At 69.6% G+C, this 14,575-nt stretch carries 14 protein-coding genes; 12 read left to right on the top strand and 2 right to left on the bottom strand.

The annotated features are described in order from the left end of the window. Window positions 1-68 precede the first annotated feature (68 nt). Complete coding sequence (locus ACGF2V_RS09815) at window positions 69-644, top strand: hypothetical protein (protein WP_362623223.1); 576 nt, start codon at window positions 69-71, stop codon at window positions 642-644. 63 nt (window positions 645-707) lie between these two features. Here the strand turns inward: ACGF2V_RS09815 and ACGF2V_RS09820 are convergent, their stop codons facing one another. After that, window positions 708-1,013, bottom strand: coding sequence for a ferredoxin (locus ACGF2V_RS09820; protein WP_362623221.1), 306 nt, complete (start codon window positions 1,011-1,013; stop codon window positions 708-710). A 247-nt stretch (window positions 1,014-1,260) separates the two neighbouring features. Between ACGF2V_RS09820 and arc the strand changes: the two genes are divergently transcribed. The 5 genes from arc to prcA all read left to right on the top strand — a co-directional run bounded on the left by arc (window position 1,261) and on the right by prcA (window position 7,062). Further along, the gene (arc, locus tag ACGF2V_RS09825) at window positions 1,261-3,030 is read left to right on the top strand and encodes a proteasome ATPase (RefSeq protein WP_362705040.1); all 1,770 of its coding nucleotides are present in this window, start codon (window positions 1,261-1,263) and stop codon (window positions 3,028-3,030) included. A 216-nt stretch (window positions 3,031-3,246) separates the two neighbouring features. Further along, window positions 3,247-4,758: a depupylase/deamidase Dop gene (dop, locus tag ACGF2V_RS09830; RefSeq protein ID WP_362627711.1), complete on the top strand. Its 1,512-nt coding sequence runs from the start codon at window positions 3,247-3,249 to the stop codon at window positions 4,756-4,758. A 120-nt stretch (window positions 4,759-4,878) separates the two neighbouring features. Further along, a complete protein-coding gene (locus ACGF2V_RS09835; protein WP_073787958.1) occupies window positions 4,879-5,097 on the top strand; it encodes a ubiquitin-like protein Pup in 219 nt (72 codons plus the stop codon). Between the two features lie 245 nt (window positions 5,098-5,342). Continuing rightward, window positions 5,343-6,188 (top strand): proteasome subunit beta, encoded by an 846-nt coding sequence (prcB, locus tag ACGF2V_RS09840; RefSeq protein WP_389044768.1) that lies wholly within the window; start codon window positions 5,343-5,345, stop codon window positions 6,186-6,188. Window positions 6,189-6,246: 58 nt separating this feature from the next. Beyond that, window positions 6,247-7,062, top strand: coding sequence for a proteasome subunit alpha (gene prcA, locus ACGF2V_RS09845; RefSeq protein ID WP_362627714.1), 816 nt, complete (start codon window positions 6,247-6,249; stop codon window positions 7,060-7,062). 49 nt (window positions 7,063-7,111) lie between these two features. Here the strand turns inward: prcA and ACGF2V_RS09850 are convergent, their stop codons facing one another. Next, a complete protein-coding gene (locus ACGF2V_RS09850; RefSeq protein ID WP_362627716.1) occupies window positions 7,112-8,152 on the bottom strand; it encodes a LacI family DNA-binding transcriptional regulator in 1,041 nt (346 codons plus the stop codon). Window positions 8,153-8,282: 130 nt separating this feature from the next. Between ACGF2V_RS09850 and ACGF2V_RS09855 the strand changes: the two genes are divergently transcribed. The 6 genes from ACGF2V_RS09855 (at window position 8,283) to ACGF2V_RS09880 (ending at window position 14,574) form a co-directional block, all read left to right on the top strand. Further along, window positions 8,283-9,542 (top strand): MFS transporter, encoded by a 1,260-nt coding sequence (locus tag ACGF2V_RS09855; protein WP_362627718.1) that lies wholly within the window; start codon window positions 8,283-8,285, stop codon window positions 9,540-9,542. Window positions 9,543-9,551: 9 nt separating this feature from the next. Beyond that, complete coding sequence (gene pafA / locus ACGF2V_RS09860) at window positions 9,552-10,913, top strand: Pup--protein ligase (RefSeq protein ID WP_362627721.1); 1,362 nt, start codon at window positions 9,552-9,554, stop codon at window positions 10,911-10,913. Between the two features lie 289 nt (window positions 10,914-11,202). Next, window positions 11,203-12,117 (top strand): FKBP-type peptidyl-prolyl cis-trans isomerase, encoded by a 915-nt coding sequence (locus tag ACGF2V_RS09865; protein ID WP_362627724.1) that lies wholly within the window; start codon window positions 11,203-11,205, stop codon window positions 12,115-12,117. A 43-nt stretch (window positions 12,118-12,160) separates the two neighbouring features. Continuing rightward, entirely contained in the window at window positions 12,161-12,535 is a 375-nt protein-coding gene (locus tag ACGF2V_RS09870; protein WP_362627728.1) for an FKBP-type peptidyl-prolyl cis-trans isomerase, read from the top strand. Between the two features lie 113 nt (window positions 12,536-12,648). Then, window positions 12,649-13,605, top strand: coding sequence for a WYL domain-containing protein (locus tag ACGF2V_RS09875; RefSeq protein WP_362627731.1), 957 nt, complete (start codon window positions 12,649-12,651; stop codon window positions 13,603-13,605). 12 nt (window positions 13,606-13,617) lie between these two features. Further along, window positions 13,618-14,574 carry a WYL domain-containing protein gene (locus ACGF2V_RS09880; protein WP_362627734.1) on the top strand — a complete coding sequence of 319 codons (957 nt, stop codon included), beginning with the start codon at window positions 13,618-13,620 and terminating at the stop codon, window positions 14,572-14,574. Window position 14,575 lies beyond the last annotated feature (1 nt).

Genomic DNA, 14,575 nt, shown 5'->3' on the forward strand with positions numbered 1-14,575 from the left:
TGCCTCCCGCAGGCCGCGGCCCCACCGCAGGGCATCCTCGTCCACAGGAACCACAGGAGACATCCCGCGTGCAGACCTCCGAACTCCCGGACCTCGCGCACACCGACACCAGGCCGCTGCACTGGCTCGCCACCGCGGCGGCCATGGCGGCCGTCGTCGCCGTCGCGGGCATGCTCCAGCCGGAGCCCGCGGCGTCCGCGTCGCCCCACCGGCCCACCGCGGGGCAGGGACCGGCTCCCGTCGCCGCCCCCGATCCGCAGCGGGCGACATACCCCCTGGACTGCGGCGGCGTGGAGCACATCGTCGCCCGCCAGGCCCCGGGCGACCTGGACGGGGACGGCCGCCCCGAGACCGTCGCCGTGGTCCACTGCGCGGCCGGTTCGGGCACCCCGCCCAGCGGCGTCTACGTCCTCACACAGGGAAGCGGGGCCGCCCCCCGGGTTGTGGCGACCCTGGTGGACCCCGCCCAGCGGACGAGCGTCGGTGATCTCGCGGTGCGTGACGGAGTCGTCCTCGCCACCCTGCTCGGCTACTCCTCCGAGGACGTGCCCCGCTGCTGCCCCGACCAGCGCGAACAGGTCAGCTGGCGCTGGCAGGGCGGCGCCTTCGTCCGTACCACCGGGACCGCCCCGGTCCGCGCCTGACCGGTCACGGCCGGACCGGGTCACCGCGGCCGGCCACGGCACGGAACCGGCCGCACCCGGTGGTCAGGCGGCCTCGGGGCCGTACACCTCGACCTTGTCCGAGACGCGACGCACATGAATGCACTCGCCGGGGCATTCCTTGGCCGAATCGACGATGTCCTGGAGCAGCGGCAGCGGCACGGGGGTTGTCGCCCCGCTGTCCTGGAGCAGCTCGTCGTCGGCGCTCTTCACATACGCCAGACCATCGATGTCCAGCTCGAACACCTCGGGCGCGTACTGCACGCAGATGCCGTCCCCCGTGCAGAGGTCCTGGTCGATCCACACCTCCAGATCCTGCGCGTCGCCGCCGGTCGGAGCGTCCTGCTGCACGGTCGTCTCTCCTGTCGTTCCCTGCTTTTCCGAACCGGAAGCGGTCGGACCTGACGGGTGTTGATCGGTTCGACGATACAACCGGCCGCTTTCCGATGTTGAAGGGCGGGTATTCCCCAGGGACGAGGGGGAACGCAAGGGTGACGATCGGACACGCCCCGCAGTCTTTGTGATCTAGGGGTTTCAATCATCACCGACCCAGGTAGGGTCAGGAAGCGTCCAGCTCCCCTTGGAGGAGGTGAGGACCGTGGCAGCCCACGACGACGACGACATCAACCGCGGCATCCGGCCCGGGCGGGGGTCCGAAGACCCAGCCGGCCAGGTCGCCTATCTCGAGCAGGAAATCGCCGTCCTGCGACGTAAGCTCGCCGACTCTCCGCGCCATACGAGGATTCTCGAAGAGCGGATCGTCGAGTTGCAGACCAACCTGGCGGGTGTGACCGCACAGAACGAGCGGCTCGCCAACACGCTCCGTGAGGCCCGCGACCAGATCGTGGCCCTCAAGGAAGAAGTCGACCGGCTCGCGCAGCCGCCGGCCGGTTTCGGTGTGTTTCTCCAGGGAAACGAGGACGGCACCTGCGACATCTTCACCGGTGGCCGCAAGCTCCGGGTGAACGTCAGCCCCAGTGTCGAGCTCGACGACCTCCGGCGCGGCCAGGAAGTCATGCTCAACGAAGCGCTCAACGTGGTAGACGCCATGGAATTCGAGCGGGCCGGGGACATCGTCACCCTCAAGGAGATCCTCGAGGACGGCGAGCGGGCCCTGGTCATCGGGCACACGGACGAGGAAAGGGTGGTACGGCTCGCCGAGCCCCTGCTGGACACCACCATCCGCCCCGGCGACGCCCTGCTGCTCGAACCCAGGGCCGGCTACGTCTACGAAGTGGTCCCCAAGAGCGAGGTCGAGGAACTCGTCCTCGAAGAGGTCCCGGACATCGACTACGGCCGGATCGGCGGCCTGGGCGACCAGATCGAGCTGATCAGGGACGCGGTCGAACTGCCCTACCTGCACCCCGACCTCTTCAAGGAGCACGAACTGCGGCCGCCGAAGGGCATCCTGCTCTACGGCCCGCCCGGTTGCGGCAAGACGCTCATCGCGAAGGCCGTGGCCAACTCCCTTGCCAAGAAGGTCGCCGAGGTCACCGGCCAGCCCGCGGGAAAGAGCTACTTCCTCAACATCAAGGGCCCGGAGCTCCTCAACAAGTACGTGGGCGAGACCGAGCGGCACATCCGCCTGGTCTTCCAGCGCGCCCGCGAGAAGGCGGGCGAGGGCACTCCCGTCATCGTCTTCTTCGACGAGATGGAGTCCCTCTTCCGCACCCGCGGATCGGGCGTCAGCTCGGACGTGGAGAACACCATCGTCCCCCAGCTGCTCGCCGAGATCGACGGGGTCGAGGGCCTGGAGAACGTGATCGTCATCGGTGCCTCCAACCGGGAGGACATGATCGACCCCGCGATCCTGCGGCCCGGACGTCTCGATGTGAAGATCAAGATCGAGCGCCCCGACGCGGAGGCGGCGAAGGACATCTTCGCGAAGTACCTCACCCCTTCGCTGCCGCTGCACGCGGACGACATCACGGAGCACTCGGGCTCCAAGGAATCCGCGGCGCACGCCATGATCCAGTCCGTCGTCGAGCGGATGTACATGGAGTCCGAGGAGAACCGCTTCCTCGAAGTCACGTACGCCAACGGCGACAAGGAAGTCCTCTATTTCAAGGACTTCAATTCCGGCGCGATGATTCAGAACATCGTCGACCGGGCCAAGAAAATGGCCATCAAGGCATTCCTCGAGCAGGGTCAGAAGGGTCTGCGCGTCTCCCATCTCCTCCAGGCATGTGTGGACGAGTTCAAGGAGAACGAGGACCTGCCGAACACCACCAACCCGGACGACTGGGCCCGTATCTCCGGCAAGAAGGGCGAGCGGATCGTATTCATCCGTACCCTTGTCACCGGAAAGCAGGGCGCAGACACCGGTCGCTCGATCGACACAGTGGCGAATACCGGACAGTACCTTTAGAACACGGACCGGCTGCGGATGCCCGGCCGGGCATCCGCAGCCGGTCGCTTTCCGGACAGCTCGCCCGACGGCGCCCGACCGGAGCGGAGTCGCTCTAGGCTCTTGCGTACCGCCCGGTCGCGCAGTGCGGGAACGGGCACCGCACAGAGGCACCGGACCAGCAGCGGTATGTGAGCGCCGCCCCCGAGGGGAGCGCCGCCGGGCAAGGAGGGCCGCATGACCGTACGGCGAGTAATGGGCATCGAGACGGAGTACGGGATCTCCGTCCCCGGCCACCCGAACGCCAATGCCATGCTCACCTCGTCCCAGATCGTCAACGCCTACGCGGCGGCGATGCACCGGGCGCGCCGCGCCCGATGGGACTTCGAGGAGGAGAACCCGCTGCGGGACGCGCGAGGTTTCGACCTCGCCCGCGAGGCCGCGGACTCCAGCCAGCTCACCGACGAGGACATCGGCCTGGCCAACGTCATCCTCACCAACGGTGCCCGCCTCTACGTCGACCATGCGCACCCCGAGTACAGCTCCCCGGAGGTCACCAACCCGCGGGACGCGGTCCTCTGGGACAAGGCCGGCGAGCGCATCATGGCCGAAGCGGCCGAGCGCGCCGCGCAGCTCCCGGGCGCCCAGCCGATCCACCTCTACAAGAACAACACCGACAACAAGGGCGCCTCGTACGGCACGCACGAGAACTACCTGATGAAGCGGGAGACCCCCTTCTCGGACATCGTGCGTCACCTGACCCCGTTCTTCGTCTCCCGCCAGGTGGTCACGGGAGCGGGCCGCGTGGGCATCGGCCAGGACGGCCACGAGCACGGCTTCCAGATCAGCCAGCGCGCGGACTACTTCGAGGTCGAGGTCGGACTGGAGACCACACTCAAGCGCCCCATCATCAATACTCGCGACGAACCGCACTCCGACGCGGAGAAGTACCGCCGGCTCCACGTGATCATCGGCGACGCGAACCTGTCGGAGATCTCGACGTACCTCAAGCTCGGCACCACCGCGCTGGTCCTCTCCATGATCGAGGACGGCTTCATCAACGTCGATCTCGCGGTCGACCAGCCGGTGCGCACCCTGCACCACGTCTCCCACGATCCGACACTGAAGCAGCTGATCACGTTGCGCAACGGCCGGACCCTCACGGCGGTGCAGCTCCAGATGGAGTACTTCGAGCTGAGCCGCAAGTACGTCGAGGACCGCTACGGGGTGGACGCCGACGTGCAGACCAAGGACGTGCTGAGCCGCTGGGAGGACGTCCTGGGCCGGCTGGAGAACGATCCGATGAGCCTGTCCGGCGAGCTCGACTGGGTGGCCAAGCGGGAGCTGATGGAGGGCTACCGCCGTCGCGACAGCCTGGACTGGGACGCCGCCCGGCTGCATCTGGTGGATCTCCAGTACGCCGACGTGCGGGCCGAGAAGGGCCTGTACAACCGTCTGGCGGCCCGCGGGAAGATGCAGAGGTTGCTGGACGAGGGCGCGGTCGAGAAGGCCCGTACGGCACCTCCGGAGGACACCAGGGCCTATTTCCGCGGCCGCTGCCTGGAGCAGTTCGCCGACGACGTGGCCGCGGCGTCCTGGGACTCGGTCATCTTCGACCTGCCGGGTCACGACTCGTTGCAGCGGGTGCCCACCCTGGAGCCGCTGCGGGGCACTCGTGACCACGTCAAGGAGCTCCTGGACCGGTGCCGTACGGCGGAGGAGCTGGTCCAGGTGCTGTCGGGCGGCTGAAAGGGCCACGACAGGGGAATCATGGAGATGACCCCCGGGCGTCCCGGCAAGTACCGGGCCGATGTCGGACCCCGTGGGTAGGGTCTGATCAAGTGCTTCGAACCGAGCGGGGTGAGCGATATGGCGACCAAGGACACCGGCGGCGGACAGCAGAGGGCGACGCGTTCCACCGAGGAGGTCGAGGAGCAGGCGCAGGACGCGCAGGCGTCCGACGACCTCAAGGAGCGCCAGGAGAAGCTGAGCGACGATGTCGATTCGGTTCTGGACGAGATCGATGACGTGCTTGAGGAGAACGCGGAGGACTTCGTGCGCTCCTTCGTGCAAAAGGGCGGACAGTAGTTCACGGCCGTGAACTCGGGGGAGTGGATCGAGACGCGCGCGGTACGGGCCGAGTCGGCCCGTACCGCGCGGTCGCACGTGGCGCCGAGCGGCGTGCGGGCCGCCCCTCCCGTTTCTTGTGGATCACTTCCGCGGGCCCGGTAGGGTCCGTGGCACATACCGCATCGACTGCAATTCGGCCACCGGCACGTCGGGAAGGACTCCTGACACCCTGCGCGGGCCGTCGCATACCTGGAGGGAAACGCGTGGAAGCCAACACTCGTAGCACCGGGCGTCTACCGGCTGCCTTCCTGACGCCGGGATCCTCTTCTTTCATGGAGTTCCTGTCCGCCCAGGCGCCCGGGATGCTCCCGGGCAACCGGAACCTGCCGCCCGTGCAGGGGGCCGTCGAGGCGCCGCACGGCACGACCATCGTCGCGGCGACGTTCCCCGGGGGCGTGGTCCTGGCCGGTGACCGGCGGGCGACCATGGGTAACATGATCGCCCAGCGCGACATCGAAAAGGTCTTCCCGGCCGACGAGTACTCGGCGGTGGGCATCGCCGGCACGGCCGGACTGGCCGTCGAGATGGTCAAGCTCTTCCAGTTGGAGCTGGAGCACTTCGAGAAGGTCGAGGGCACCCAGCTGTCCCTGGAGGGCAAGGCCAACCGGCTCTCCACCATGATCCGCGGCAATCTGGCGATGGCCATGCAGGGCCTGGCCGTCGTGCCGATCTTCGCCGGCTACGACGTCGACCGTGAGAAGGGCCGGATCTTCTCGTACGACGTCACCGGCGGCCGGTCCGAGGAGGTCGGGTACGCGGCAACCGGCTCCGGGTCCATCTTCGCCCGCGGCTCGATGAAGAAGCTCTACCGCGAGGACCTCACGGAGCAGCAGGCCCTCACCCTGGTCGTCCAGGCGCTGTACGACGCCGCGGACGACGACTCGGCGACCGGTGGCCCCGACATGGCCCGGCGGATCTACCCGATCGTCACCGTCATCACCGACGAGGGCTTCCGGAAGCTGTCCGGCGCGGAATCCTCCGATATCGCCCACTCGATCGTGGAACACCGGATGGAGCAGCCCGACGGCCCGCGCGCCGCGCTGCTCTGACCGCCGTTCCCCTGCTTCCCCGACACTCTCGTCACTGACAGAAAGGGACGGATAACCGGTGTCGACGCCGTTCTATGTCTCACCCCAGCAGGCCATGGCCGACCGGGCGGAATACGCCCGGAAGGGCATCGCCCGTGGACGCAGCCTTGTGGTGCTGCAGTACGCCGACGGCATTGTGTTCGTCGGCGAGAACCCGTCCCGCGCGCTGCACAAGTTCAGCGAGATCTACGACCGGATCGGTTTCGCCGCCGCCGGCAAATACAACGAGTACGAGAATCTCCGCATCGGCGGGGTGCGCTACGCCGACCTGCGCGGATACACCTACGACCGCGACGACGTGACGGCCCGGGGTCTGGCCAACGTCTACGCCCAGACGCTGGGCACCATTTTCTCCAGCGCGGCCGAGAAGCCGTACGAGGTGGAGCTGGTGGTCGCCGAGGTCGGCACCGAGCCCGAGGGCGACCAGATCTACCGGCTGCCGCACGACGGCTCGATCGTCGACGAGCACGGCTCGGTAGCGGTCGGCGGCAACGCCGAGCAGATCAGCGGTTTCCTCGACCAGCGCCACCGCGACGGCATGACGCTCGCCGAGGCGCTCAAGCTGGCCGTGCAGGCGCTGTCCCGGGACCCCAACGGCAGCGAGCGGGAGATCCCCGCCGAGCGGCTGGAGGTGGCGGTCCTGGACCGTACGCGGCCGCAGCAGCGGAAGTTCAAGCGGATCGTGGGCCGGCAGCTGGCCCGTCTGCTGGAGGCGGACGGCGGATCCGCGCCGACCGACGCCCCCTCCGACGACGAATCCGGTGGGGCGGCCGAACCGCCCGCGAGCACGACGGACACCGCCGGGCCCGCCGACTCCGGCGGGGACGCGCAGTAGACAGCCGTCCGGTGCCCCGGTCCGCCCCTCCCGGCGGGCCGGGGCACCGTCACGTGTGGCCGTCGCTCCTTGGCGGCGGCGCCGAGGAGCCGCGTGCCACCAGGCTCACGGGCAGGCTCCCCGGCTCGGCGGGGCGGCCGTCCAGGACCGCGAGCAGGGCGGCCATGCCCCGTTCGCCCACCTGCTCCGCGGGCAGCCGCACGGTGGTGAGCTCCGGCTCGACGGCGGTCGCGAGGGCCAGATCGCCGAAGCCGGTGACCGAGAGGTCGTCCGGGACGCGGAGACCGAGCCTGCGGGCGGTCTTGCAGGCGCCCGCGGCGAGGACGTCGTCGTCGCACACGACCGCCGTGGGCCGTGGCCCCGGGGCGGCGAGCGCCCGATGCGCCGCCTCGCGCCCGGCATGGACGTCGAGCGCCGCCTCCGCGGTCCGTACGGAGGTGCCGGGCACCGCCCCGACGGCGTCGTGCAGCGCCCGGGCGCGGACGGTGAAGGTCCAGGAGTCGACCGCCGACGCCAGGTGGACGAAGCGGCGGTGACCGAGCGCGAGCAGATGCTCCGCGGCCTGCCGCATGCCGTCCGCGATGTCCAGGTTGACCCGGGCCGCGACATCGGTGTCCGCCGGATCGCTGTCGAGCATGACCAGCGGCAGGTCGGCGCCGCGCAGCGCGTCGAGCGCACCCGCGGCCATCGACGAGGCGATCACCCCGTCCAGGGAGGCGCGCGCCGAGGCGAAGGGGTCCTTGGCCGGCCCGACCCCTTCCGGGGACGGGTAGAGGACCACCCCGAAGTCGTGTTCGGCGGCGACGGCGGCGGCACCCGTATGGACGCGTGCGAAGAACTCGTTGGTGAGCGCCGGCACGACCAGCAGCGCGGTCCTGGTACGGCCGAGGCGCAGCTGGCGGGCGGCCAGGTTGGGCAGGTAGCCGAGACCGTCGGCGGCGTGCCGCACCCGCGCGGCGGTCGCCTCGGAGACCCGGCCGCGCCACTTGTCACCGAGCACCAGGGAGACGGTGGCCTGCGAGACGCCCGCGGCCCGTGCGACGTCCCGGCTGGTGGGCCGGGCGGATGCGGGCTGTGGTGCGCTGGTCACTCGGGCCTCCGGGCCGGTCGGGGCAGGCGCCGTGCGGTGGACCTGCGGACTGGGCACATGGTACGTATGACCCTCGTCGTTATACGTAAAACCCATAGTGCCGGAAGGCGCTCGAGGAGAAGGGCGGGACATGGCCGCCGGATATCTGGACATCCTCCGGACGCGGCATGCCGCCAGGCTGCTGGCAGGGACCCTGGTGGGCCGGCTGCCCAGCGGCACCGCGCACATCGCGATTGTGCTGTTCACCCGGGCCGAGGGCGGGAGCTACACCCTCGCCGGCGCGCTCGCGGCCGTGTACGGGCTGTCCACCGCGATCGGCCAGCCGCTGCTGGGCCGCGCCGTGGACCTGTACGGCCAGCCGCGCGTCCAGTTGCCGGCCGCCGTGGTGTCGGCGCTCGGCATGGTGATGCTGGCGCTGACGGGCCCCCGGTCGCTGACGGCGGCCTTCCTGGCGGTGGTCGTGGCGGGGGTGTTCACCCCACCGCTGGAAGGCGGCCTACGGGCCCTGTGGCCGTCCGTGCTGGGCGGTGAGGAACGGGTGCACCGGGCGTACGCGATGGACGCCGTCGCCCAGGAGGTCATGTTCACCCTGGGGCCGCTGCTGGTGACGCTGCTCGTCTCCCTCTGGTCGCCCGCCGCGGCCCTGCTCGTCATCAACGGGATGGGGGTCCTGGGGGCGCTCTCCGTTGTCCTCTCCGAACCCTCCCGGGCCTGGCGCTCCGCACCCCGTGAGGCGCACTGGCTGGGCGCGCTGCGCTCGCCCGGGCTGCTGGCACTGCTCGGCGCGTTCTTCTTCGTGGGGCTCGCTCTGGGGTCGATCACCGTCGCCGCGGTGGCGTACGCCGACGACCAGGGCCGGGAGTCGGTGTACGGCTGGCTGATGGCCGCGCTCGGACTGGGCGCCCTGGCAGGCGGCGCGGTGTACGGGGCGCGGCAGTGGGCCCAGGCCCCGGAACGCAGGCTGCGGTTCCTGGTGGCGCTGTTGGCGTTGGGCTACCTGCCCCTGACGCTGACCCCGGGGGTGGTCGCCATGACCGCTCTGGCGGCCCTCGCCGGGGTCTTCCTGGCGCCCTCGATCGCCTGCTCGTTCATCGTCGTCGACCGGCACGCGCCGCGCGGCACGGTGACCGAGGCGTTCTCCTGGCTGGTGACGACGTTCGGGGTGGGCGCGGCGGTGGGCACGGCCGTTGCTGGGCCGGCCGTCGAACGGGGCGGGACGGCGTGGGGCTTCGCCGTGACCGGGGCCAGTGGGGTGGCGGCCCTGCTCGTTCTCCTGGCCACGAAAAAGGTGCTCGCAGTTCCCGCGAGCACGGGCGTCGCGGTGCGGAGATCGGAAAATGATCGAAACGGTGCTGTCGAACCCGGTTTCAGCTCAGGCCACAAGGCGTAATGTTCAGTCATGGACCGCCGCATTTTCGGGCTGGAGAACGAGTACGGCGTCACGTGCACGTTCAGGGGACAGCGCCGACTGTCCCCTGACGAAGTGGCGCGCTACCTCTTCCGCCGTGTCGTTTCATGGGGCCGCAGCAGCAATGTCTTCCTGCGGAACGGCGCCCGCCTCTACCTCGACGTGGGATCGCATCCGGAATATGCAACCCCCGAATGCGACAACCTGACCGAACTGGTCACCCACGACAAGGCCGGTGAGCGCATTCTCGAAGGTCTGCTCGTCGATGCCGAACGCCGCCTGCACGAGGAGGGAATCGCGGGCGACGTCTACCTCTTCAAGAACAACACCGACTCGGCGGGAAACTCCTACGGGTGCCACGAGAACTATCTCGTGGCCCGGCACGGAGAATTCTCCCGGCTCGCGGACATCCTGATTCCCTTCCTCGTCACGAGGCAACTGATCTGCGGCGCGGGCAAGGTGCTCCAGACGCCGCGCGGCGCGGTCTACTGCGTCAGCCAGCGTGCCGAGCACATCTGGGAGGGCGTCAGTTCCGCAACGACCCGGTCCCGCCCGATCATCAACACACGTGACGAGCCCCACGCCGACGCGGAGCGGTACCGCCGCCTCCACGTCATCGTCGGCGACTCCAACATGTCCGAGACGACGATGCTGCTCAAGGTCGGCGCGACCGACCTGGTGCTCCGCATGATCGAGGCGGGCACGGTGATGCGTGACCTGACGCTGGAGAACCCCATCCGGGCCATCCGCGAGGTCAGTCACGACACCACCGGGCAGCGCAAGGTGCGGCTGGCCAGCGGCCGTGAGGCGTCCGCCATCGAGGTGCAGCGCGAGTACTACGAGAAGGCCGTCGACTTCGTCGACCGCCGCGGCATCCGCACCGGAACGGTCGCCCGCGTCCTGGACCTGTGGGGCCGCACGCTCGACGCGGTCGAGACCCAGGACCTCGACCGGATCGACACCGAGATCGACTGGGTGATGAAGTACAAGCTCATCGACCGGTACCGGGCCAAGCACAACATGACGATGTCGCACCCGAGGGTCGCCCAGATAGACCTCGCGTACCACGACATCCACCGCCGTCGCGGCCTGTACTACCTGCTGGAGCGCAAGGGCCAGGCCGACCGTGTCTGCAACGACCTGAAGATCTTCGAGGGCAAGTCCGTGCCCCCGCAGACCACCAGGGCGCGGCTGCGCGGCGACTTCATCCGCAGGGCCCAGGAGCAGCGGCGGGACTTCACCGTCGACTGGGTCCACCTCAAGCTCAACGACCAGGCACAGCGCACGGTGTTGTGCAAGGACCCGTTCCGCTCGGTGGACGACCGGGTGGAGAAGTTGATCGCGGGGATGTGATCCGGCACGGCACCGTCCCGGACCGTGGCGGGACGCGGGCCCCGTACGTTTCCCGTACGGGGCCCGTGCACGTCCCAAGGCTGTTCCGTGCTCCGTGGTGGATCGGCGTACGGCGTCGGACGTGGTGCGTCGCAAGGCAGAGGGGTGTCCGCATACCAGATGTATGCGGATGTTCCGGCAACGCGGCGAGGCGCCGCAGCCGTCGCCGCGTGCCCGCCGAGGGATCAGGGAGCAGCCTTTAGAGTGGCGGGGACCCAATCGACCGTGCCGTCTGAGATCTGAGGAACACGTGCGCCGACTTGCCGGCCTTCTCGTCGTCCCCCTGCTGCTGTTGACAGCCTGTGGCAACGACAATGGCTCCGCCTCCGAGTTTCCCGCGATCACCGCGGGGGCGAAGTTCGGGGAGAAACCCACCCTGTCCAAGGGCTCCGGTAACCCGCCCAAGGAACTGAAGACGAAGGTCCTCAGTGAGGGCGACGGTGCCGAGACCAAGAACGGCGAGGCGATCCAGGTCAATTACCTCGGCCAGTCCTGGGACTCCGACAAGCCCTTCGACAACAGCTTCGACCGCAAGCCGTTCGATCTGACCCTCGGTGCCGGCATGGTCATCCAGGGCTGGGACAAGGGGCTCGTCGGCAAGAAGGTCGGCAGCCGGGTCCAGTTGGTCATCCCGCCTGAGCTCGGTTACGGGGCGCAGGGCCAGGGCGACATCAAGCCCAACTCCACCCTCGTATTCGTCGTCGACATCCTGAAGGCGACAAAGATCCCGGCCTCCGCCAAGGGCACCGAGGTCGCCCAGGACAACGTCGACCTGCCGAAGGTCGGCACCAACACCGACGGCAAGGCCCCGAAGGTCACCATCCCGTCCAAGAGCACCCCGCCGTCGAAGCTGGTCTCCAACTACGTCCTGGAGTCCACGGGCGAGGTCGTGAAGGACACCGACAGCGTCATCGTGCACTACGTGGGCATGGTGTGGAAGGACGGCAAGACGTTCGACAGCACCTACGCCACGGGCCGGACGCAGACCTTCCCACTTTCCCAGGTCACCCTGAAGGGCCTCAAGAACGGTCTGGTCGGCAAGAAGATCGGCAGCCGCGTGCTCCTCGTCGTCCCGCCGGACCAGGGGTTCGGCGACCAGGCGCAGCAGACCATCCCCCCGAAGTCCACGCTGGTCTTCGCCGTGGACCTGCTGGCGAAGATGTAAAACTGTCCCGGTTGCGCAGTTCATCATCAAGAGGAGCACCTCAGTGAGCATCGAGAAGCCCGAGATCGACTTCCCGGGCGGCGAGCCGCCGGCCGACCTGGAGATCAAGGACATCTGGGAGGGCGACGGCGCGGTGGCCAAGGCGGGCGACACCGTCTCGGTCCACTACGTGGGCGTGGCCTTCTCCACCGGCGAGGAGTTCGACGCCTCCTGGAACCGCGGCACCCCGCTGCGGTTCCAGCTCGGTGCCGGACAGGTCATCTCCGGGTGGGACCGGGGCGTGCAGGGCATGAAGGTCGGCGGGCGTCGCCAGCTGACCATCCCCGCACACCTCGCGTACGGCGACCGCGGCGCCGGTGGCGGCCTCATCGGTCCCGGTGAGACGCTGATCTTCGTCTGCGACCTGGTCGCCGCCTGATCCGCGCCTCTACGCGACGAGGGCCCGTGCCGCAAGGTGCGGGCCCTCGCTTTTGTCCCGGAAGCGGGGAGCGGTACGGTCGACGATCGTAGCGCGGAGAAGAAAGGGCGCCCATGGCGATCGCCAAGGCCGAGCGGCTGATGAATCTGGCCCTGTGCCTGCTGGGAACCAGGCGCCCGCTGAGCAAGCGTGAGCTCCGGGGGTCCATCGAGGCGTACCTGGAGGCGGGCTCCGACGATGCCTTCAACCGGATGTTCGAGCGCGACAAGGACGATCTGCGCGAACTCGGTCTGGTCATCGAGACCGTGGAGAACCTGGACGGCGACACCGGGTACCTCGCCCGCCGCGACAGCAACCGCCTTCCACCGATCACGCTGGACGCCGAGGAGGCCGCCGCGCTCGGGCTGGCCGCGCGGGTCTGGCAGCAGGCGCGGCTGGCCGGTGCCGCCAGTGGCGCGCTGCAGAAGCTGCGGGCGGCCGGCATGCCGGAGGCCGAGGACGCGTACGAGGTGCACAGCGCTCTCGAAACCCGGATCCCCGTGCACGAGGCCGCGTTCGAGCCGCTGATGCTCGCCTGCCGGGACCGCCGTCCGGTGACCTTCGACTACCGCAAGTCCAACGCCGCCCGGCCCGGGACGCGTCACGTCGAGCCATGGACACTGGAGTGCTGGCGCGGCCACTGGTACCTGGCCGGCTGGGACCGGGACCGCTGTGCCGAGCGGGTCTTCCGCCTCTCCCGGATCACCGGCAAGGTGCGTTCCCGGGCGGCAGGCACGTTCACCGCCGAGGTGCCCGACGTCGTGACCGTCCGCGAGACCGTGGAGAGCTGGGCGGGTGAGACGGCCACCCGGACCGCGCTGATCAGGCTGCGGACCGGCGCCGGGTACCCGCTGCGCTCGCGCGCCGTGTCGGTCCGGGAACTCGGGAACGGGTGGGACGAGTTGGAGATTCCGTACGGGCACGGACTGGACGCCTGGCTCGTCGAGTTCGGCCCGGACGTCGTCGTGGAGGAGCCCGCGGATCTGCGGGCCGACGTGGTGGACCGGCTGCGTGCCGTGGCCAAGGACTGAGGGGGCCCGTTCATGGCCACGAACGCGATCGACCAGACCCGCCGGATGCTCTCCCTGGTCACCTACCTGCGCGAGCGCCCCGGCGCCCATGTCCAGGACGTCGCCCGCGCCTTCGGGATCACCGAGGACGAACTGATCTCGGACCTCGACGTGCTGCCCATGTGCGGGACGAGCTTCCGCGGCGGCGACCTGCTGGACATCGACACCGACGGCGACCGGATCTGGTGGCACAACCCCGACGACGTCGCCGAGCCGCTGCGGCTCGCGGCCGACGAGGCGACGGCACTCCTGGTCGCCGCCCGCGCCGTGGCCACGCTGCCGGGACTGCGCGAGAGCGACCGGCAGGCGCTGCTGCGGGCCACCGCGAAACTGGAGACGGCGGCGGGTGAGGTGGGGGCGGCCAGTTCCCGGCTCTCCGTCACCTTCGAGTCCGAGGGCGGCGTCTTCGCGGAGGTCGACCGGGCGATCTCGGAGCGGCGGCGGCTGTGGCTGCGCTACTACTCGCCCGCGCGCGACGAGCTCACCGAGCGCGAGGTGGACCCGATCCGGCTGTTCGCCGTGGGCCACACGTACATGGAGGCGTGGTGCAGGTCCTCGGAGGACCGGCGCACCTTCCGCCTCGACCGGGTCGCCGAGATCCGGCTGCTGGACGAACCGGCCGCACCGCCGGAGCTCGAACTGCGGGACCTGTCCGAGGGGCTGGTCCAGCCGTCGGCCGAGGATCCGGAGGTCGTGGTCGACGTCGGCCCCGGCGGGCGGTGGGTCGCCGAGTACTACCCGCACGACACCGCCCGGGAACTGCCGGACGGCGGGCTGCGGATCACCCTGCGCACCCCCGATCCGGCCTCGCTGCGCAGACTCGCGCTGCGGCTCGGCGGGGAGGGCCGCATCGTCTCCCCGCCGGAGCTGGCGCGGAGCGCCCAGGAGGCGGCCCGTGCCGCACTCGCCGCCTATGACGACCCGGTCTGAG

Origin of the sequence: Streptomyces sp. NPDC047982, assembly GCF_043204165.1 — a bacterium.
Lineage (GTDB): Bacteria > Actinomycetota > Actinomycetes > Streptomycetales > Streptomycetaceae > Streptomyces.